Source organism: Cyanobium sp. BA5m-10, from assembly GCF_024346255.1.
GTDB classification, from domain to species: domain Bacteria; phylum Cyanobacteriota; class Cyanobacteriia; order PCC-6307; family Cyanobiaceae; genus Cyanobium_A; species Cyanobium_A usitatum.
Genome location: NZ_JAGQCP010000003.1, coordinates 1 through 17,263, shown reverse-complemented (window position 1 = coordinate 17,263; position 17,263 = coordinate 1). Strand labels below are relative to the sequence as shown.

At 62.1% G+C, this 17,263-nt stretch carries 26 protein-coding genes; 15 read left to right on the top strand and 11 right to left on the bottom strand.

Annotation, left to right across the window (positions count from 1 at the left end):
* Position 1 precedes the first annotated feature (1 nt).
* The 4 genes from KBY85_RS02150 to rsmA all read right to left on the bottom strand — a co-directional run bounded on the left by KBY85_RS02150 (position 2) and on the right by rsmA (position 3,224).
* Positions 2–985 (bottom strand): pyruvate dehydrogenase complex E1 component subunit beta, encoded by a 984-nt coding sequence (locus KBY85_RS02150; RefSeq protein WP_254959924.1) that lies wholly within the window; start codon positions 983–985, stop codon positions 2–4.
* 139 nt (positions 986–1,124) lie between these two features.
* Positions 1,125–1,460 (bottom strand): DUF3082 domain-containing protein, encoded by a 336-nt coding sequence (locus KBY85_RS02145; protein ID WP_254959923.1) that lies wholly within the window; start codon positions 1,458–1,460, stop codon positions 1,125–1,127.
* Positions 1,457–2,392 carry a 4-(cytidine 5'-diphospho)-2-C-methyl-D-erythritol kinase gene (gene ispE, locus KBY85_RS02140; RefSeq protein WP_254959922.1) on the bottom strand — a complete coding sequence of 312 codons (936 nt, stop codon included), beginning with the start codon at positions 2,390–2,392 and terminating at the stop codon, positions 1,457–1,459. The genes KBY85_RS02145 and ispE overlap by 4 nt, the downstream gene beginning before the upstream one ends.
* Entirely contained in the window at positions 2,385–3,224 is an 840-nt protein-coding gene (gene rsmA, locus KBY85_RS02135) for a 16S rRNA (adenine(1518)-N(6)/adenine(1519)-N(6))-dimethyltransferase RsmA (protein ID WP_254959921.1), read from the bottom strand. Before rsmA ends, ispE begins: the two co-directional genes overlap by 8 nt.
* A gap of 101 nt (positions 3,225–3,325) precedes the next feature.
* Between rsmA and KBY85_RS02130 the strand changes: the two genes are divergently transcribed.
* On the top strand, positions 3,326–3,535 hold the full coding sequence (locus tag KBY85_RS02130) for a hypothetical protein (protein ID WP_254959920.1): 210 nt from the start codon (positions 3,326–3,328) through the stop codon (positions 3,533–3,535).
* Here KBY85_RS02130 and KBY85_RS02125 read toward each other — a convergent pair.
* Positions 3,529–3,894 carry a YraN family protein gene (locus KBY85_RS02125; protein ID WP_254959919.1) on the bottom strand — a complete coding sequence of 122 codons (366 nt, stop codon included), beginning with the start codon at positions 3,892–3,894 and terminating at the stop codon, positions 3,529–3,531. The genes KBY85_RS02130 and KBY85_RS02125 overlap by 7 nt on opposite strands.
* A gap of 84 nt (positions 3,895–3,978) precedes the next feature.
* Between KBY85_RS02125 and KBY85_RS02120 the strand changes: the two genes are divergently transcribed.
* The 8 genes from KBY85_RS02120 to KBY85_RS02085 all read left to right on the top strand — a co-directional run bounded on the left by KBY85_RS02120 (position 3,979) and on the right by KBY85_RS02085 (position 9,095).
* Positions 3,979–4,521 (top strand): pentapeptide repeat-containing protein, encoded by a 543-nt coding sequence (locus tag KBY85_RS02120; RefSeq protein ID WP_254959918.1) that lies wholly within the window; start codon positions 3,979–3,981, stop codon positions 4,519–4,521.
* A 9-nt stretch (positions 4,522–4,530) separates the two neighbouring features.
* On the top strand, positions 4,531–4,947 hold the full coding sequence (locus KBY85_RS02115; protein WP_254959917.1) for a hypothetical protein: 417 nt from the start codon (positions 4,531–4,533) through the stop codon (positions 4,945–4,947).
* The gene (locus KBY85_RS02110; RefSeq protein ID WP_254959916.1) at positions 4,947–5,606 is read left to right on the top strand and encodes a TMEM165/GDT1 family protein; all 660 of its coding nucleotides are present in this window, start codon (positions 4,947–4,949) and stop codon (positions 5,604–5,606) included. Before KBY85_RS02115 ends, KBY85_RS02110 begins: the two co-directional genes overlap by 1 nt.
* A 56-nt stretch (positions 5,607–5,662) precedes the next feature.
* Entirely contained in the window at positions 5,663–6,664 is a 1,002-nt protein-coding gene (gap, locus tag KBY85_RS02105; RefSeq protein WP_254959915.1) for a type I glyceraldehyde-3-phosphate dehydrogenase, read from the top strand.
* 86 nt (positions 6,665–6,750) lie between these two features.
* Positions 6,751–7,128: a hypothetical protein gene (locus KBY85_RS02100; RefSeq protein WP_254959914.1), complete on the top strand. Its 378-nt coding sequence runs from the start codon at positions 6,751–6,753 to the stop codon at positions 7,126–7,128.
* A complete protein-coding gene (locus KBY85_RS02095; protein WP_254936852.1) occupies positions 7,125–7,358 on the top strand; it encodes a hypothetical protein in 234 nt (77 codons plus the stop codon). The genes KBY85_RS02100 and KBY85_RS02095 overlap by 4 nt, the downstream gene beginning before the upstream one ends.
* Before the next feature lie 51 nt (positions 7,359–7,409).
* A complete protein-coding gene (locus tag KBY85_RS02090; protein ID WP_254959997.1) occupies positions 7,410–7,784 on the top strand; it encodes a LexA family transcriptional regulator in 375 nt (124 codons plus the stop codon).
* A gap of 6 nt (positions 7,785–7,790) precedes the next feature.
* Positions 7,791–9,095, top strand: coding sequence for a Y-family DNA polymerase (locus KBY85_RS02085; protein WP_254959913.1), 1,305 nt, complete (start codon positions 7,791–7,793; stop codon positions 9,093–9,095).
* A gap of 15 nt (positions 9,096–9,110) precedes the next feature.
* Here the strand turns inward: KBY85_RS02085 and KBY85_RS02080 are convergent, their stop codons facing one another.
* Entirely contained in the window at positions 9,111–9,374 is a 264-nt protein-coding gene (locus KBY85_RS02080; RefSeq protein ID WP_254959912.1) for a hypothetical protein, read from the bottom strand.
* Positions 9,375–9,459: 85 nt separating this feature from the next.
* Here KBY85_RS02080 and KBY85_RS02075 point away from each other — a divergent pair, with 85 nt between their 5' ends.
* Both KBY85_RS02075 and KBY85_RS02070 read left to right on the top strand, forming a co-directional pair.
* Positions 9,460–9,798, top strand: a complete 339-nt coding sequence (locus tag KBY85_RS02075; RefSeq protein ID WP_254959911.1) for a methyltransferase — start codon at positions 9,460–9,462, stop codon at positions 9,796–9,798.
* Positions 9,799–9,813: 15 nt separating this feature from the next.
* Complete coding sequence (locus tag KBY85_RS02070; protein WP_254959910.1) at positions 9,814–10,092, top strand: hypothetical protein; 279 nt, start codon at positions 9,814–9,816, stop codon at positions 10,090–10,092.
* A 2-nt stretch (positions 10,093–10,094) separates the two neighbouring features.
* On the opposite strand, the gene KBY85_RS02065 is transcribed toward KBY85_RS02070, so the two are convergent.
* Together KBY85_RS02065 and dnaG are read right to left on the bottom strand one after the other, a co-directional pair.
* Entirely contained in the window at positions 10,095–10,343 is a 249-nt protein-coding gene (locus KBY85_RS02065; RefSeq protein WP_254959909.1) for a hypothetical protein, read from the bottom strand.
* Positions 10,344–10,459: 116 nt separating this feature from the next.
* On the bottom strand, positions 10,460–12,553 hold the full coding sequence (gene dnaG, locus KBY85_RS02060) for a DNA primase (protein WP_254959908.1): 2,094 nt from the start codon (positions 12,551–12,553) through the stop codon (positions 10,460–10,462).
* 62 nt (positions 12,554–12,615) lie between these two features.
* On the opposite strand from dnaG, the gene KBY85_RS02055 reads away from it, so the two are divergent.
* Positions 12,616–13,467 (top strand): DMT family transporter, encoded by an 852-nt coding sequence (locus KBY85_RS02055; protein WP_315859522.1) that lies wholly within the window; start codon positions 12,616–12,618, stop codon positions 13,465–13,467.
* On the opposite strand, the gene KBY85_RS02050 is transcribed toward KBY85_RS02055, so the two are convergent.
* Entirely contained in the window at positions 13,436–13,882 is a 447-nt protein-coding gene (locus KBY85_RS02050) for a hypothetical protein (protein ID WP_254959907.1), read from the bottom strand. The genes KBY85_RS02055 and KBY85_RS02050 overlap by 32 nt on opposite strands.
* A 17-nt stretch (positions 13,883–13,899) precedes the next feature.
* Positions 13,900–14,367 (bottom strand): hypothetical protein, encoded by a 468-nt coding sequence (locus KBY85_RS02045; protein ID WP_254959906.1) that lies wholly within the window; start codon positions 14,365–14,367, stop codon positions 13,900–13,902.
* A gap of 33 nt (positions 14,368–14,400) precedes the next feature.
* On the opposite strand from KBY85_RS02045, the gene ruvA reads away from it, so the two are divergent.
* The 3 genes from ruvA (at position 14,401) to KBY85_RS02030 (ending at position 15,852) form a co-directional block, all read left to right on the top strand.
* Complete coding sequence (gene ruvA / locus KBY85_RS02040) at positions 14,401–15,048, top strand: Holliday junction branch migration protein RuvA (protein WP_254959905.1); 648 nt, start codon at positions 14,401–14,403, stop codon at positions 15,046–15,048.
* A gap of 91 nt (positions 15,049–15,139) precedes the next feature.
* Positions 15,140–15,409: a 30S ribosomal protein S15 gene (gene rpsO, locus KBY85_RS02035; RefSeq protein WP_106501986.1), complete on the top strand. Its 270-nt coding sequence runs from the start codon at positions 15,140–15,142 to the stop codon at positions 15,407–15,409.
* Between the two features lie 11 nt (positions 15,410–15,420).
* Complete coding sequence (locus KBY85_RS02030) at positions 15,421–15,852, top strand: PAM68 family protein (RefSeq protein WP_254959904.1); 432 nt, start codon at positions 15,421–15,423, stop codon at positions 15,850–15,852.
* Here KBY85_RS02030 and KBY85_RS02025 read toward each other — a convergent pair.
* A partial coding sequence (locus KBY85_RS02025) for an OB-fold nucleic acid binding domain-containing protein (RefSeq protein ID WP_254959902.1) occupies positions 15,832–17,263 on the bottom strand: 1,432 nt, incomplete at its 5' end. The genes KBY85_RS02030 and KBY85_RS02025 overlap by 21 nt on opposite strands.

Below are 17,263 nucleotides of genomic sequence, written 5' to 3'. Positions count from 1 at the left end.
TCTAGATCTTTCCTGCGACGAGCTGCTGGGCCGCATCAACAATCTGATGGGGCTGAATGATCGTCAGGTTTTCCAGGGCACCGTTGTAGGGAGTGGGGATGTCCTGGGAAGACAACCGAATCGGCCGGGCATCAAGCTCATCAAAACAATTTTCCGTAATTAAGGCGAGCAATTCAGCCCCGATGCCGCCTGTCTTCATACATTCCTCCACCACAATTACCTTGTGAGTTTTGCGAATCGAGGCGGATATGGTCTCCATATCAAAGGGCTTAAGGCTGATTAGATCGATCAGCTCCACGCTCACCCCAGCATTCTCCAACTGCTCGACAGCCTTGAGACAGTGATGACGCATGCGTGAGTAGGTGAGAATCGTGACATCCGATCCAGCCTTCACAACCTCGGCCTGGTCAAGGGCACAGATGTAATCACCTTCTGGAATATCTTCCGAAAGGTTGTACAGCAGCACGTGCTCGAAAAAGAGCACGGGGTTGTTGTCGCGGATCGCTGCCTTCATCAAGCCTTTGGCATTGGTGGGAGTGCTCACCGCCACAATTTTGATACCGGGTACGGCGTGGAAATAGGCCTCAAGTCGCTGGCTGTGCTCAGCGCCCAGCTGGCGACCAACCCCGCCAGGCCCCCGCACGACAGTGGGAATGGTGTAATTACCGCCGCTGGTGTAACGCAGCATCCCCATGTTGTTGGAGATTTGGTTGAAGGCAAGCAGCAGGAAGCCCATATTCATGCCTTCGACGATTGGGCGCAGCCCCGTCATGGCCGCACCAACCGCCATACCAGCAAAAGAGTTTTCGGCGATCGGGGTGTCCAGCACCCGCAGCTCACCATATTTCTCGTAGAGATCCTTGGTGACCTTGTAAGAGCCGCCGTATTGGCCGACATCCTCACCCATCACGCAGACGTAAGGATCTCTAGCCATCTCCTCGTCGATGGCTTCCCGAAGGGCATTGAACAGCAGCGTCTCTGCCACGTCTGGGCTTGCACCATTTAGCTGCCAACCTATCTCAGCCGCCGGCGGCGAAGGTTGAGAGCAGCAACACCGAAAGCAGCATGCCGGGGAGCAGCAGCGTTACCAGCAAACCCAGATCGTGGGGAGTCATGGTGTGAAGTTAGGGCTTTTCGCCCGCCTCGGCAGGGGCCGATCCGGAACCGGACACCAAGCTGCGCACGAACACCAACGCCAGACCAATGCCAATGAAGGCAAAGCTGAAGGTGGCAAGAAACGACATGCCAACAACCAGCGTTTTGAGGGCCGTGGCGATGCTCTGGGCAATTGCCGAGCCGTAACTGGGTGGATGCAGTGCGTAGTACGCCACCAATTTCTGGCTCAGACCCAAAGCCAGCCAGGCCAGCAGAGCAGCGGTGAGCGAGCCAGAGAGGAAACTCAGCGGCCCTTTACGGGGCACTTGATCACTGGGCTTGATGGGGGATTCGGGTTTTGTCACTGAAGCAGGCTGACACCTCGATCGCTGAAGCCACAACACCAAGACTCGAAGCCGTACCGCTCAAATCGTTCTGATTGGTCTGCATGGGCGGTGCGAGCTTGGTCCAGGTTGGAGAACAGGGCGAAAAGACTTGGGCCAGAACCACTCATGGCAACTGCCAAGTGTTGCTCGGTCTGGCGCAGCAATGCCAGGCCCTGCCGCACGGTTTCCACCTCTGGTTCCACCACGGCCTGCAGGTCGTTGCGCAGTGGTGGCCAGCTCCTATTCCCCGCGATGGCCCCTAGCAAGGGCGCCTGGCGTAGGGCCTGACGGCGCTGCTCAAAGTCGGCTTCAGCCTCAAGATAGAAATCCCCACGTAGCTCCTTGCAGCGTCCGTAGGCCCAGGGCGTGCTGACACTCACCCCCGGGTGCTTGAGCAGCAGTAGCGCCGGAGGATCGGTTGAATTGAAGGCCAAGGCTTCCAACAGCTCCCCGCGGCCAAAGCAGAGCTGGGTGCCGCCATCAAGGCAAAACGGCATGTCAGAACCAAGCTCAGCCGCCATGCTGTGCAGCTCCTGACTCTTAAAGCCCAGTCCCCATAGCTCGTTGAGACCAATCAGCGCCGCCGCTCCATTACTGGAGCCGCCCGCAAGGCCAGCACCGATCGGGATGCGCTTCTCGAGCACGATCTGGGCCCCAAGCTCGGCAAAACCTGAGCGGGCACGCAACATCTCACCTGCCTTGACGACCAAATTGCTGCTGTCAGTGGGCAGGTCGGCCCGATCGCACTGGAGGCTGATCTGGCCATCCGCCGTGGGCCGCAACCGCAGGCTGTCGGCCAGATCGATCGACTGCATCACCATCGCCAGCTCGTGGAAGCCATCGGCGCGCAGGCCCAGCACCTCCAAGTGCAAATTGATCTTGGCGGGGGCACGCACGCATAGATCAGCCATGGGTAGGGGCGGCAGCGGGCGCAGCAATGACCTGATTCAAGCTGCCCGCCAACGCCACCCAGGCTGCTGGCGCGATCTCCTGGGGCCGTTGCTGCAGGCCGATGCCCGCTGCTTCTGCCAACCCAGCAAGTTCAGCTTCTGGCAGCAGTCCTGCGAGGGTATTGCGCACCATTTTGCGGCGAGCGGCAAAACAGCGCTTCAAAAGCATCTCCACCGTGCGGGCTAGCTGGGGTGCCAATTGCTGCTCCACTGGCAGCGGCTCCAACAGGATCACCTCCGAGTGCACTTGGGGCGGAGGCTGAAAACAGCGCGGCGGCACGGCACAAACGGAGCGGCAGTTGGCCAGCAGCTGCATGCGCACGCTCAGAGCTGAAAAGGCGCTGGCGCCAGGCTCACTGCGGATCCTTTCCCCTACCTCCCGCTGCACCAGCAGCACTAGGCGGTCGTAGGGGTGGGCCACCGGCCGATCGAGCCGTCCCACCAGCCGCTCTAGTAGGGGGCCTGTGATGTTGTAAGGAATATTTGCCACAACCTTGTTGGCGGCAGGCAGCCCCACTGTCAGCACATCCCCCGAGGTGAGCTGGAAGCGCGGCTGGTCGCCAAAGCGCTCTTGCAGGCCCAGCACCAGATCGCGGTCAAGCTCCACTGCAGCCACTGCTGCCGCCGGTGTAGCCAGCAGCCGCTCGCTGAGAGCTCCCCGGCCCGGCCCAACCTCCAACACCCGATCGCTGGCTTCAAGCTCTGCGGCCGCCACGATGCGTGAGAGCACCCCCTGATCAATCAACCAGTGCTGGCCGAAGCGCTTGCGGGCGCGGTGGGCAGTAAATGTCATCTTGAAGTCGTCAGGTATCCACAATGGCTGTTGCCCCAGATCCAGGCATTCATCCGCAGGCATTGATTTGCGCTGCGGCCATAGTTGCCGCACTGCCGTTCTTGACCCTCCCCGCTCAGGCAGGCAGCGTCACCGCATCCTCGATCTGGGACAAAAGCAACGCCATTGAACGGGCTAGGCAGCAGCTTCCAGCTGGTGCGGTTGTTACCGCTGAGCGCTGCCAGGAGACGGAGGTAGGGATGGGCAACTATCGCTACCTATGCACTGTCGAGTTCAGCCAGCCAGCGCCGGCGGCCACTACCGATCAGTAATCGGCGCGGATCCAGCGGACAGGTCCGGGCGCCGGGGCCAGGGGCACCAAGGCAAAGACCATCTCCACCGAGCTCTCCGCCCAAACCGGATGGTCCTCCAGCCAGCAGTGCCAGGCTCGCTCCAACCGCTGACGCTTGCCGCGGCGCAAGGCGCCGGCACCCCAACTATCGGGCCCGCAACGGCTGCGACCTTTCACTTCCACCAGCAACAGGCGGCCCCCTTTTTCCAGCACCAGATCAAGTTCTCCCCAGCGACATGCCCACTGGCGTGAGAGCAACCGCCAACCCCTGCCGAGCAGTAGGCGCAGTACCCGCTGCTCGGCCCAGTCGCCCTGGCGTCGTGCAGTGGTGCGAGCCATTGGCCTGGAGCAGCAGCTACCAGGGTTCCCACGCAGTGCGCTGCTAGGTGCCCTGCCTAGGCTTGAGATACCCACCCAGCCGTCATGTTGCCCCTTTTATTTTCCGGTCGATCCAGTTCCGGTCGTTCTCCGGGCAGTCTGGCTGGCGGGGTGCTGGCGCTGTTGTTCGCCCTGGTCAGTGCCATAGGCTTGGTCTTGGTGTCCCCCCTGCCCGCCCAGGCGGCCATGGATGTGGCCAAACAGGTGCTAATTGGCGCTGATTTTCATGACCAGGATCTGCGGGGTGCCACCTTCAACCTCACAAATCTGCGGGATTCCACCTTTGCCGGCTCCGACCTGCAGGGGGCCAGCCTGTTTGGCGCCAAGCTTCAGGACGCTGACTTAAGCAACACCAACCTGAAGGAGGCAACACTCGATTCGGCGATCTTCGATGGCACCAATCTCACCAATGCAGTGCTGGAAGACGCCTTTGCCTTCAACACCAAATTCACAAATGTGGTGATTGAGGGGGCAGATTTCACCAATGTGCCTTTGCGTGGTGATGCGCTCAAAACCCTTTGTGGGCTTGCCAGTGGCACCAACCCGGTGACCGGCCGCGACACCCGCGCCAGCCTGGGCTGCAGTTGAGCTGAATCGATGAGCTTCGACGCCCGTAGCCGCGAACGCCTTCAAGCCCTAGGCCGCAGCCTGCCCCAACCCCTACCCAAGCCTGAGCCGCCTCAGCAAAGCCAAACCAAGGCCAGCGATAGACGCCACAAGGTGGAGCTGGAGCAAAACCCCGAGGCCCTTTTCAAGGAGCTGATGCAGGTCAGCCCCGATGGCACGGTGCCGCCCCACTTGATGGAGCGGCTGCGCGAGCTGGAGAGCCGCCGCCAGAGCGCTACCCCTGCGCCGGCGCCAAGCATTGCCGCCAGCCCCACCAAGCTCCGTGGTCGCAACACCGCTGGGCGGGCCGATCGGCGCACCGCAGCGGAATTTGGCGATCTATACACCGCCTTTCAGCAATTGCTGCTCGAGGACGACGAGGACATCCCCTCGGCTATTGATAAGTGATGGCTCCAACCCTTTCCAGCGATCCCAGCCTGGCTGCCTTCGGCTCCAGCCTCACCGCCATCACCCTGGCCGAGCTGGGCGATAAAACTTTTTTTATGGCGCTGATCCTTGCAGTGCGCCACCGCGCCCGCTGGGTATTTGTTGGCTCATTTGCCGCCCTAACCGCGGTCACCTTGATCTCGCTTGCCCTTGGATACGGCCTGCGGGAGCTGCTACCCCAAAGCCTGGTGCCCTGGCTGGCCGCCGTGCTCTTCCTCAGCTTTGGCATCAAGCTGCTGATCGATGCCCAGGGCATGGCTGCCAATGCGGCTACCGAGGAGAAGGAGGAGGCTGAGCAGGCGATCAATACGGCGGAAAGCAGCAAGGCCTTTAACACGGCCTGGGCCGTGATCTGGGAGGCATTCGTGCTGGTGTTTATCGCTGAGCTAGGCGACCGAACCCAGTTCACCACGATTTTTATGGCCACTGCGCCGGCCCAGGTATTCAGCTTTGGCGGCCTGCTCGCCGGCACCCTGGCAGGTCATGCCCTGGTCACCTGGCTGGCCGTAGGCGCCGGCAAGTGGATTGGTCAATGGGTGAATGAGCGCCTGCTCTATCGCCTCAGTGGCGGCCTGTTTCTGGTGTTTGGTCTGGCGGCCTTGAGCCAGGCCCTGAGCTGATCCATCCCCCGTATGGTGCCCCCATACTTTCTCCACAGGGTTTAGGGAGCACCACCATGACCATTCGCATCGGCATTAACGGTTTTGGCCGCATCGGCCGCCTTGCCTTCCGCCGTGCCATGACCCTGGCGGACGTGGAGATCGTTGGTATTAACGACCTGATCGAGGTCGACTACCTGGCCTACATGCTCCGTTACGACTCCACCCATGGCCGCTTCCAGGGTGAGGTGGCCGTCGAAAACGGACAGCTGGTGGTGAATGGCCAGGTGATCCGTATCAGCGCCGAGCGAGATCCAAACAACCTCAAGTGGGGCGAGGTTGGCGCCGACTACGTGCTCGAAAGCACCGGTTTTTTCCTCACCGACGACTCCGCCCGCGCCCATATCAATGCCGGCGCCAAGCGTGTGGTGATGAGCGCTCCCTCCAAGGACGCCACACCAATGTTCGTGATGGGCGTGAACCACAGCAGCTACGCGGGCCAGGACGTGGTTTCCAATGCCAGCTGCACCACCAATTGCCTGGCACCTGTCGCCAAGGTGCTCCACGACAACTTCGGCATCGTCAATGGCTTGATGACCACGGTGCATGCCACCACCGCCACTCAGAAAACCGTGGATGGCCCTTCGGTGAATGACTGGCGTGGTGGCCGCGGCGCAGCCCAAAACATCATCCCCAGCTCCACCGGTGCCGCTAAGGCGGTTGGCCGGGTAATCCCCGAGCTCAACGGCAAGCTCACCGGCATGGCCTTCCGCGTTCCCACCCCCGATGTATCGGTGGTGGACCTCACCGTGAACCTGGCCAAACCCGCCAGCTACGACCAGATCAAGGCCGCCATGAAGGCCGCCAGCGAAGGCCCCATGGCCGGAATTCTTGGCTACACCGAAGACGAGGTTGTGAGCACCGACTTTCTGGGTGAGAGCTGCACCTCGGTTTTTGATGCCGGAGCCGGCATCGCCCTCACCGACACCTTCGTGAAGGTTGTGGCTTGGTACGACAACGAGTGGGGCTACAGCTGCAAGTGCCTCGACCTAATGCGCCATATGGCCAGCGCGGGATAGGGCCGGGTCTGATCCGGGAGCTGCCCCACCGCGGCTGACCGTGGGACAGGCCGGGCACTGGAGAAGGGTCCTGCCCTTTTCCGCCCATGGCCTGTGCCGCCGTGATCTCCCTGCTCGAACCCTGCCAATCCCGCCAGGGCCACTGGCTGCTGCCAGACGCCGGCTTCCCCCAGCAGCTCGCCAGCTTGCTTGGCTCGCCCCTGCGCAGCAGCGGCAGGCCGCCCAGCAGCTGGCAGGAACTTCATGCTGTTTTCTTGCCCTTGGCGCCGCTGCCAGCACCGGAAACCCTGTCCCCAATAGCTGCTGCTACCTACCGCTACCTGATCTGCCTGGACCGCCGCGGTGGCCGCCTTTCCTGCTGGCGGCGCTATCCGGAAGGGCTGGGCTGGCAACGCCGTTGCGGTCCGATGCCGCTGGCACTGTTCATTCGTCGCTTCAACCAGCGCCTAACCTCCACCCCATGACCGGCAATCTTCAGGCGATCGGCTTTCTATTCAGCTGGGTGCTCGGCTGGGGCATCGGCGGCTCCCTGATCGATGCGGGACTAATCCAGGCCGGCGTCTATTCCCTCGAGACCGGCCAGCTCGGTACCCTCACCACTTTTGTGTTGTGGACCTTGCTTTGGGGCGCAGCTGGCGCCTGGCTCTACCGCCGCTTCACCACCACTACGCCCGAGTCCGGCGAGCCGGACTAAAACAGCGCGGCAGTACGCCTGAACTAGTATGGGTTGACCCGCGGCGCGCGCCTGGCACACCCAGCCCATCCAGTCTTTCCGCCATTGCCGGGAAGCGCCAGTCTCGATGCCCAGTTGATCCGTTGCCGCGCCAGCACGGTATTGCTGCGGGTGAGTGGTGAATCGATGCAGGCGGCCGGAATCGACCACGGCGACCTACTGATCGTCGATCGAGGCCTGGAGCCCCGCCCCGGCCAGATCGTGGTGGCCTGCCTGGACGGCTGCTTCACCCTTAAACGGCTAGTAGCCCACCAAGGCCGGCTACGGCTAGAGGCAGCCCACCCGGCCTACCCGCCCCTAGAGCTGGATTGCTTTGATTGCGCTCGCATCTGGGCGGTGGCCCTGCACGCGGTCCGCACGCTGGAACCTGGCTGGGGTGTGCCGTAGAGCGCCATGACCTGCGAACCCTGGAGCCGCCGCCGCCAGGCAATCGTGCTGATCGACGGCAACAACTTCTACGCCTCCTGCGAAGCGGTGCTGGATCCCGCCGTGCTGGGGAGGCCGTTGGTGGTGCTCTCCAATAACGACGGTTGCATCGTGTCGCGCAGCGCCGAGGCCCGAGCCCTCGGCATCCGCATGGGCCAGCCCTACTTTCAGGTGCGGCGCGAGCTGGAGCGCCAGGGCGTGGTGGTGCGCAGCTCCAACTACGCCCTATACGCCGATATGAGCCAGCGGCTGATGGCCACCCTGGAACCCTGGGTGGAAGCGCTGGAGATCTATTCGATCGATGAAGCTTTCGGCCAGCTAAGCCGGCCCGCCGACCAGCGCAGCCTGCACGATTGGGGCCGGCAGCTGCGTCACCACGTGCTCTGCCAGCTCGGCCTGCCGGTGGCGGTAGGCATCGGCCCCAGCAAGGTGCTGGCCAAGCTCGCCAACCGACTTGCCAAGACGACGGCCAGCGCCACGGGTGTCTTCGACCTCGGCAGCATGGATGACCCCGATCCCCACCTAGCAGCGGTCGCCATCGAGGATGTATGGGGCATGGGACGCCAGCTCTCCCGCTGGTGCCGCCTGCGCGGTGTCGCCGATGCCAAGGCTCTGCGCGACATGCCCAGTGGCGAACTACGCCGCCGCTGCGGCGTAGTGGGACTGCGCCTGCAGCAGGAGTTGCGGGGTATGGCCTGCCTACCGCTAGAGACCCTGCCGGCCGCCAAGCGGGAAACCTGCGTGAGCCGCAGCTTTAGCCAGCCGATCACCAGCCAGAGCGAACTGAGGGAGGCGGTTGCTACCTACCTGAGCCGGGCAGCGGAGAAATTGCGGCGGCAACAGCAACGGGCTGGTGCCATCACGGTGTTCGTGCGCAGTAACCCCTTCAACGGCACCAGTTTTTACAGCAACAGCGCCACGGTGAGCCTGCCGCTAGCCAGCAATGACACCGCCGTACTGCTGCAGGCAGCCCTACCCCTGGTGGCAGTGCTGTTCAGCCCCCACAAGCCCCTGCACAAAGCAGGCGTACTGATGCAGCAACTGCAGGGAGAGGAGACCCTCCAGCACAACTTGCTGCTGCCACTGCCCTTGGAGCAACAACACCGTCGCACAGCCCTAATGGCCACCATCGACCAGCTCAACCGCCACTACGGCAGCGGCACCGTGCAATGGGCAGCCGCGGGACTGCAGACCCCTTGGCGAATGCGGCGCTCACGACTATCTGGAGCGGCCACTACCCGCCTAGACGCCATCCCGGTAGTGCGGGCCTGATCACTGCCGACCTGATCACTGCGGGCCTGATGACAATGGCAACAAGGCAGCTTCGATCATGGCGGCAGTAACGGTGATCGTCTCCTGTTCATCGGCATTGTCGAGGTAGGCCTCAAACGAGGCATAGCGCCGGATGCAGGGAGGAGCGCTGGCAGCGGCGCAGGCCTCAACCCAGCTGATGTCTTCAGGCTGCACGGAGAGGTAGGCGGTGAGAGCTTCCTCAAGATCGCTGCCATCGCCGATTGCTTCACCGTCCCAGAACACCTCGAAAAACCCCATGGAACCAGGGTGGAATCAGCAGATAGGCAGCGTATGCGGGGATCAGCAAATAAAGGAGTAGACCAAGGATGACTGTGACGAGCCCATGACGCTATTGCCTAAAGCGGCCGGCAAAACCTGGTGGGAACACCAGCGCACCGGGCTATCGAAGTTGGTGGCAGTACTGGCTTTCATCTTGTTAGCACTCACCCAGAGCCACTGGGAGCTGCAGCATGAAAATGTAGCCACGTTCCTGTTCAGTACCGGCCTTGGCCTGGCTGCCATTGGAGCAACGGGGCGGATCTGGTGTTCATTTTTTATCTCCGGCCGCAAGGACGGAGAGCTGGTCACTGAGGGGCCCTACTCGATCAGTCGCAACACTTTATGTGTGTTCAGCAGCATCGGTTTGGTGGGAGTGGGGCTTAGCACCGAAACCCTCACCTAACCGCTGCTATTTCTGGTGATATTTGGTCTTTATTACCCGGGGATCATGGCTAGGGAGGAAAGACGGCTAGAAGAACTATTCGGCGAATCCTTCCGCCAATACCGGCAGCGGGTGCCACGCTTCTGGCCCAATCCAGGGCTCTACTGCGAGCCCGCCAGCTGGAGCAGCAACCCGCGCCTGTTTCGCCGCCACCTCCTCAGCGACATCTGGTTTGTATGGATTGCAGCAATCATTGAACTGGTGGAGGGCATGCGCAACGTTGGCTGGCTGCCCCACCTGCTGACGCTCTGGTGAAATCACCACCAGTCATCCCAGAAAGGGCCGCCAAAGTCGTCGTCATAGCCAGGTTCCACGGTCCAGGTAGGAGTGGGGCCACCTGCCTGGGGCGGTTTCGGAGGGCCAGAGAGGGTTTCGGCGTTGATGCCGGGAATCGGCACCACCCCACAGGGGCACTGACACAGACCATCTGGACCGATCACGCCCTGGCTGGGTTGCTCACAGCTGCAGGGGCAGGGCTGGGCAAGCGCGGCAGGGGTAAGCCACAAAGGCAGCAGTAAAGATGGCAGTAAAAACAGGGAAAGCCGCGGAAGAAACATCAAAGCGAGGGGATAAACAGAGTGTTGAAAAGGTCTTAGGGCAAGACAGAAGTGGTTACCGCTGATTAAGCCGCCGGTTGGGCCATCACCTCCTCGTAGCCAGCGCGGCGCTGGGAGTCGAGGTGTTCGAGATGTTTGCGTTCGTTGTAATAGAGCTCCTGAAAGCGCAGGGCGTCGCTGTTGAGTTCGCTGAAGAGGGCCTCGATGCGCGATTCCATATCGCTAAGCGGTGCCAGGCCCGAGGCCGTGGCCCGGGCCTCCTCCCTTTCCTGCTCTAGAAGCCGGGCGATACAACGCTCCAGGGTCTCAAGACGCTGACTGCTCCAGGCATCCAGCAGATGCCGGCAGCGTTTGACACTCTTCTGGCGCTCCAGAGATGCCGTGGCACCGCGAAGTTGAAGCAGGGGCTGGCTGAAAGCCATGCGCTGCAGCTCATTAGGCTCGAGCAAGGGCGTCAGCCTGGAGAGCAGTGCGCTCTGCTCCACCACCAGCTGATCGCCCAGCAACCGAGGCAAATCAAGATCGGCGAGGTCTGAGCCGGGGTCGTGGCCGCGGTTGATCGCCTCGAGCCGGCCCACACCGAGGTTGACCTCCTCTAGGCCGCTAATCGCAGCCCAAAGCAGGCGGTGGTGCTTCAGGGCGAAATCGTCGAGTTCGCGCTGCCGCAACTCCACCCGGATCGCACTGCGGTAGCCGGGGCAGTGCAGATACATCCGCAACACCTCCGCTTCAGCCCGCTCCCGCAGCCCAGCCTCACCCGGCAACTCCCACTTCTGGGAACGTCCATGCCAGCGCTGGCCTTTGACCTGCTGACGCAGATCGTCTTCCAGCTGGATCGCCAGACGGGCCTGACCACCGCTGAGGCGCTCGGCCACCCGCTGCAGGTAGTGGCTGCGCACTGCGCTCTGGGGCAGCTTGCCAAGCAGGGCTACGAGGGCCGTCACCGCAAGCTGGAACTGATCGGGACGGGCTAGATCTCGACCCTCGAGCACTTGCTCGATCTGCCAGTCGAGCCAGAGCGGCGCCTGATCAAGCAGGGCCCGGTAATCGCCGGCACCCTGGCTCTTGAGGAACTCATCGGGATCTTTGCCGGAGGGCAGTTGCAGCACCCTCAACTCCAGCTGGCCCTGCAAGGCCAGCTGCTCCACTTCGCCAATGGCCCGTTGGGCAGCGCGCACACCGGCGCCATCGCTATCGAAGTTGAGAACCATCCGCCGCCCCTCGCAGCAGCGGCAGAGCTGGGTGATCTGCTGGCTACTTAGGGCGGTGCCAAGGGACGCCACCGCATTGGTGATACCGGCGGCGTGCAGGGCGATCACGTCGAAGTAGCCCTCCACCACCACGGCTCGGTCGTCCTTGCGGATCGCGGCCGCGGCTTTGTCGAGGCCAAAGAGATGCTTGCCCTTCTCGAACACCTCAGTCTCCGGAGAGTTGAGGTACTTGGGCTCGCCGCCATCGAGGCTGCGGCCACCGAAACCGATCACCCGCCCCTGGCGGTCCTTGATCGGCACCATTACCCGGCCGCGAAAGCGGTCGTAGAAACCACGGCCGTCCTGGGAACTGGCGCCCTTGCGTGGCACCACCAGGCCTGCTTCCTCCAGCAACTCCGGCCCCAGCCCCTCAACCTGCTGCAGGTGGATTAGCAGGCCATCCCAACGGTCGGGAGCAAAGCCGAGCTCGAAGGCCTCCAGGGTGGCTTCATTCAGGCCGCGACTTTCGCGCAGATAGGTGAGAGCGGCGGCACCCTCAGGGGCGCGCAATTGGCTACGGAACCAACCAGCCGCCAGGGTGAGTACCCGGTGCAGTTGTTCGCGGCGCGAGAGCTGCTTGCGCAGCCGCTCCTGCTGGGGGCCATCGAGGGTCTCGATCGGCAGCTGGTATTTGCGCGCCAGCTCCAGCACCACATCGCTGAAGCTCTGGCGCTGGTGCTCCATCAAAAACTTGATGGCATTGCCGCCGGCACCACAGGAGAAGCAGTAGTAGAACTGCTTTGCCGGGGACACCGTCATTGACGGTGACGTGTCGTCGTGGAAGGGACAGATGCCTACGTACTCACGCCCCTTCTTTTTGAGCACTACGTGCTCGCCCACCACATCAACGATGTCAGCCCGCTCCTTGACGGCCTCAATCGTGCGGGGGTGGAGACGAGGCAGGCTCAAGGAAGGGGCTATTTGCGGTGGGCGCTGAAGCGAAGCCTGATTCTGACCAGGGAAGGCAAGCCATGCTCGGCATGGTTGTCAGTGCCCTGAGCTTTTCGCTGATGGGCGTCTGCGTCAAGCAGGTGGGAGGACGCATTCCCGTTGCCGAGGTGGTGTTCGCCCGGGCGATTGTGAGCGTGGCCTTGAGCTGGTGGCTGCTGCACCGAGCCGGGATTCCAGCTTGGGGCAAAAGGCGCTGGCTACTGATCTGGCGCGGAGCGATCGGTACGGCCGCCCTGGTGTGTGTTTATGCCGCCCTAGCGGCCTTGCCCTTGGCTGCGGCCACGGTGCTGCAGTACCTCTACCCGCCGTTCACGGCCCTACTGGCCTGGCTGATGCTCGGTGAGCCAATCGGCAAGCGGGTGCTGGCGGCCATGGCCCTGGGCTGGCTCGGGGTGTTGCTCGTTGCCCAACCGGCCGGCCTGCTGCAGGGCGGCGCGACCCTGGCGCTTGTTCCCGTACTGATCGCCGTTGCCGGGGCCCTGTTCACCGCATTTGCCTACGTAAGCGTGCGCTCCCTCGGCACGAGCGAGCACCCGCTGGTGATCGTTTTTTACTTCCCCTTGGTGGCCCTGCCCTTGAGCCTGCCGCTGGTGGCCCTCAATCCCGTGCTTCCCACCCCAGCGGAGCTGCTATGGCTGGTCGGGGTTGGGGTCTTCACCCAGCTTGGTCAGGTGTATTTGACCCGCAGCCTCACTGCCCTGCCGGCGGCACGAGCAACGGCGATCAGCTACGTGCAAGTGCTGTTTGCCGGTGGCTGGGGCTGGTTGCTATTTGGTGAGTCAATCGACAGCTGGACCATCGCCGGGGCTGGCCTCGTTCTGGCAGCCACCCTGGTAAGCCTTAGCCACAGTCAGCAACAGAAGCGGCCTTAGCCTCGTGATGGGCCAGAACCCGGCGGCAAAACTCCACCAGCTCCGCCGGCGTCATGTCGTGTTTGGCGTCGTTGGTTCGCCAGGCGCAGATAACGAAATCTGGTTCGGGGAGATTGGAAAGGTGATCGATTGTGGGAAGCAGGGCGTACTGCTTCTTGTGTGCGCCCCTTCCAGCTTCTGCTTCCCGGTTGTCGTAGGTGCCAATCAGATGCCAGTCGAGGTGTTCGCCGGTCCAGTGGTCCAGGCCGCCCGAGGCCACCACGGCGTTGTGTATGGCGATGCGGTATTCCTGCACGTTGTTGCTGCCGCCACGTTTCTGATCCCGCTTGCACAGGGTGACCGCCTTGCGCTGCACCCAACCGGGGTAGATGCGGGCGGCTGTCTCAGGCAGCCAGGCAGGCGGGCTCGTATCCATCCTCTAAGTCTTGCTGATCAGCCCCGTGCCTTGAGTGGTAGCGGGTCGGTGATCCAGGTCTGCTGGCCGTCAGCGCCGGTAGATGGGGCAGGACCCACGGGGCGTGCCAAACGCCAGCTTTGGCCTCGCTCGCCCCGCTGCAGAAAGAGCTCAAAGGGACTGTCCACCCGGATCGGATCGCCAGCGAGGCGCCAGTCGAACTGGCCCTCCAGCCGCAGCCCCTTGGCCTCACCGATCCCGATCGGCTGCTGCTGAGCCACCCGCACCCGACTCACCTCCGGCATGCCGCCGGCATCTAGGGCCAGGGCATCAGCGATGGCGCCCTGGGTGAGCTGAATCTGCAACTCAAGGGCATGCAATAACACCGATCGCGGCGGCTGAGCGGAAGCACTGCAACCAGTGAGCACTATGCAAACCATCAACAGCAATGGCAGCAACCAGGCGCTCAACCGGGGAAGCGGCAGGGGCTGGGCACGGCTGAACACGGCGGGCACGATGGGGAACCTATTACTGACTCCATGATCGGCTGGCTGCAAGGGCAACTCAACCATCCCTGGCAGCAGGACAAGCGCTATGGCCTGCTGCTGGTGTGTCAGGGGGTGGGTTATGAGGTTCAGGTGAGCCAGCGGCAATGGCAGCAGCTGCCGCAGGAGGGCAGTGCTCTGAGGCTGCACACCCACTTGGCCATCCGCGACGACGCCTGGATTCTCTACGGCTTTGGTGAGCGCCACGAAAGGGATCTGTTTCGGGAATTGGTTGCCGTAAGCGGCGTAGGGCCTCAAATGGGCCTGGGATTACTGGGAGTGATGGATCCCAGGGAGTTGGTGCAAGCCATCGTGCAGACCGATCTGCGGCGGCTCTGCCAGGCACCCGGGGTGGGAAAGCGCACAGCCGAGCGCTTGGCTGTTGAGCTGCGGACCAAACTGCAGCAGCGGTTTCTGGGCCAACTGGAAAACCACGGCGATCCGGATTCGCTGGCGGACGGCCCCCTGCTGCCGGCAGAAGGCCGTGATGAAGTGCAGCTAACCCTGGCTGCTCTGGGCTACGAAGCCCTTGAAATCCATCGCGCCCTGCGCGCGGTAGCCGCCGTCGGCATGGGGGAGTCGGCCGGGGCAGAAGATTGGATCCGAGAGTGCTTGCGCTGGCTATCCCGCCCAATGGATTGAGACGGAATACCAATGTCCGTCAGAAGGTATGGTGGGAACTTGCACCGTAGGTCCCCAAACCGGGCCCAGCCTGCGTTTTATTCCCCAGCCCATGCCGCTCACCACCACCAAAAAGCAGGAACTGATCAACGGTCACCAGACCCATGGCACAGACACCGGATCGGTGGAAGTCCAGGTGGCCATGCTCAGTGAGCGGGTCAGCCAGCTGACCGGCCATCTGCAGAAAAACAAGCACGATTTTTCTTCGCGCCAAGGCCTGCTCAAGATGATCGGACGCCGTAAGCGCCTGCTTGGTTACCTAAATGGCATCAGCAAGGAGCGCTACAGCGCTTTGATCGCCAAGCTCGGCATCCGGGGCTGATCGAGGCAGCCATGGCCGGAAAGGGAATGCAAGGTCGCGCCCAATCGGGCAAAGGCAACCCAAAACCGGCCCGGCGTTCCGGTCCCAGCCAGCAGGTAATCCCTGACGCGGTTGCCAATCGCATGGCGCGCCGAATTGCAATCGGCACTGGCATTCCCACCGTCATGGGCATGGGCGTATTTATTGGTAGCTACCTGTTAGTCAGCCGCCAAATTTTTGACGTTCCACCCAGTGCCACCTTGGCGGCCTCTGGTGGATGTTTTTTTCTAGGGCTGTTGGGCTTGAGCTTTGGTGTGCTTTCCGCAAGCTGGGAAGAGAAGCCAGGCAGCTTGTTCGGCACCGAGCAGATCGGACTAAATATCAGCCGCTTGCGCAGCTCGATTAAGGCGATGCGCAATGGTTCAGGTAATCAGCCAACCAGCTCAGGCCGCCAAGAGCGGTGAGCTGATTCGAGCCTGAAAATCGGCAGCGGTGAGGGTATCAAGGGCAGCGCCCACATCGCCTACGCAAAATTGGGGGCCAAGCCGCACGAAGCGGGTCTGGCCCGCCTGACGGACCAGGGCCACCACAGGTACTCGCAGGCCAGCCTCGTCCTGGGGTGGCTTGTGGCGATGTAGGCACTCGCGCAGGCGGTGCTGAATGGCGATGTCGGCGGCCTGATCGGCAGGCAAATCAACCATCAACAACTGCAGATCGTCAATGGAGCGGCAGTCTTCGACAATTAATTGCACTCGATCATCGCGGCGATCTACCGAGGCCCATACCAGCAAGCGCGCATCCACCATTAGGTGGTCGGCTAAACGGGCATAGCTTTTAGGAAAAACGACCGCCTCACAGCTGCCGGTTAGATCCTCAAGCTGAAGCACGGCCATCCGGTCGCCCTTGCGGGTGTTCACCTGACGCAGCTCAGGCACCATCACAATTGCACTCACCTTGGCCTTGTCAGCCATCTCGTCGAGATTGCCCAGAGCCACCGGCGATAGCAACTTCACCTGCTGGGCCAGCTGCTTCAGGGGGTGGTCTGATAGGTAGAAGCCCACCAACTCCTTTTCCAGGCGTAGTTTTTCTGTGGGGGGATAGTCGCGCACCGGAGCAGCCTTGGGAGCAGTGCTGATATCGGCCAGGCCGGCGGCATCGGAACCCCCAGCAGAATCGGCAGCGGCAGTGGCGCCAAACAAATCAAAGAGGTTGCCCTGACCGCTGGCCCGGTCCTTGGCACGGGAGCTGGCCCAGTCGATCACCAGATCCAGATCCGCCATCAATTGGGCGCGATTGCCCAGAGGCTCGAGGGCATCAAGTGCTCCTGAATGGATTAGGGCCTCCAAGGCGCGGCGGTTGAGCTGCTGACCAGGAAGGCGATCGCATAGTTCGGCCAGGGAGTTGAAACGACCATCGCCAGAGCGGGCCTCAATCAACTGTCGAATCGCCCCATCACCCAGATTGCGAACGGCCGAAAGACCAAACAGAATTCGATCACCAACGGGTGTGAAATCGATGCCGGAAGCATTTACATCAGGGGGCATCACTTCGATACCCATAGCATTGCAGTTGGCGATATATCGCTGCACCTTGGCCGAGTCTCCGGCATTGACTGTGAGCAGTGCCGCCATGTAGGCAACTGGGTAGTGGGCCTTTAGGTAAGCCGTCTGATAGGTCACCGCGCCATAGGCGGTGGAATGGCTCTTATTGAAACAGTATTCAGCAAATAGAACCATCTGCTCAAACAATGCCTCCGCTATTCGCGGTTCGACGCCACGTTCCGTGGCGCCACTTACAAAAAGTCCCTGGTGTTTCTCCATCTCACTCTTTTTCTTCTTACCCATAGCCCGCCGCAGCAGATCTGCTTCGCCAAGG

Excerpts from the sequence above, each read along its gene's own strand:
- KBY85_RS02125 (WP_254959919.1), bottom strand. The coding sequence starts at position 3,894 with ATGGCTCGCACCACTGCACGACGCCAGGGCGACTGGGCCGAGCAGCGG.
- rsmA (WP_254959921.1), bottom strand. The coding sequence starts at position 3,224 with ATGACATTTACTGCCCACCGCGCCCGCAAGCGCTTCGGCCAGCACTGG.
- KBY85_RS02100 (WP_254959914.1), top strand. The coding sequence starts at position 6,751 with ATGGCCTGTGCCGCCGTGATCTCCCTGCTCGAACCCTGCCAATCCCGC.
- KBY85_RS02110 (WP_254959916.1), top strand. The coding sequence starts at position 4,947 with ATGGCTCCAACCCTTTCCAGCGATCCCAGCCTGGCTGCCTTCGGCTCC.
- KBY85_RS02055 (WP_315859522.1), top strand. The coding sequence starts at position 12,616 with ATGCTCGGCATGGTTGTCAGTGCCCTGAGCTTTTCGCTGATGGGCGTC.
- KBY85_RS02095 (WP_254936852.1), top strand. The coding sequence starts at position 7,125 with ATGACCGGCAATCTTCAGGCGATCGGCTTTCTATTCAGCTGGGTGCTC.
- ispE (WP_254959922.1), bottom strand. The coding sequence starts at position 2,392 with ATGGCTGATCTATGCGTGCGTGCCCCCGCCAAGATCAATTTGCACTTG.
- ruvA (WP_254959905.1), top strand. The coding sequence starts at position 14,401 with ATGATCGGCTGGCTGCAAGGGCAACTCAACCATCCCTGGCAGCAGGAC.
- KBY85_RS02085 (WP_254959913.1), top strand. The coding sequence starts at position 7,791 with ATGACCTGCGAACCCTGGAGCCGCCGCCGCCAGGCAATCGTGCTGATC.
- gap (WP_254959915.1), top strand. The coding sequence starts at position 5,663 with ATGACCATTCGCATCGGCATTAACGGTTTTGGCCGCATCGGCCGCCTT.
- KBY85_RS02080 (WP_254959912.1), bottom strand. The coding sequence starts at position 9,374 with ATGGGGTTTTTCGAGGTGTTCTGGGACGGTGAAGCAATCGGCGATGGC.
- rpsO (WP_106501986.1), top strand. The coding sequence starts at position 15,140 with ATGCCGCTCACCACCACCAAAAAGCAGGAACTGATCAACGGTCACCAG.
- KBY85_RS02050 (WP_254959907.1), bottom strand. The coding sequence starts at position 13,882 with ATGGATACGAGCCCGCCTGCCTGGCTGCCTGAGACAGCCGCCCGCATC.
- KBY85_RS02120 (WP_254959918.1), top strand. The coding sequence starts at position 3,979 with ATGTTGCCCCTTTTATTTTCCGGTCGATCCAGTTCCGGTCGTTCTCCG.
- KBY85_RS02115 (WP_254959917.1), top strand. The coding sequence starts at position 4,531 with ATGAGCTTCGACGCCCGTAGCCGCGAACGCCTTCAAGCCCTAGGCCGC.
- KBY85_RS02075 (WP_254959911.1), top strand. The coding sequence starts at position 9,460 with ATGACGCTATTGCCTAAAGCGGCCGGCAAAACCTGGTGGGAACACCAG.
- KBY85_RS02030 (WP_254959904.1), top strand. The coding sequence starts at position 15,421 with ATGGCCGGAAAGGGAATGCAAGGTCGCGCCCAATCGGGCAAAGGCAAC.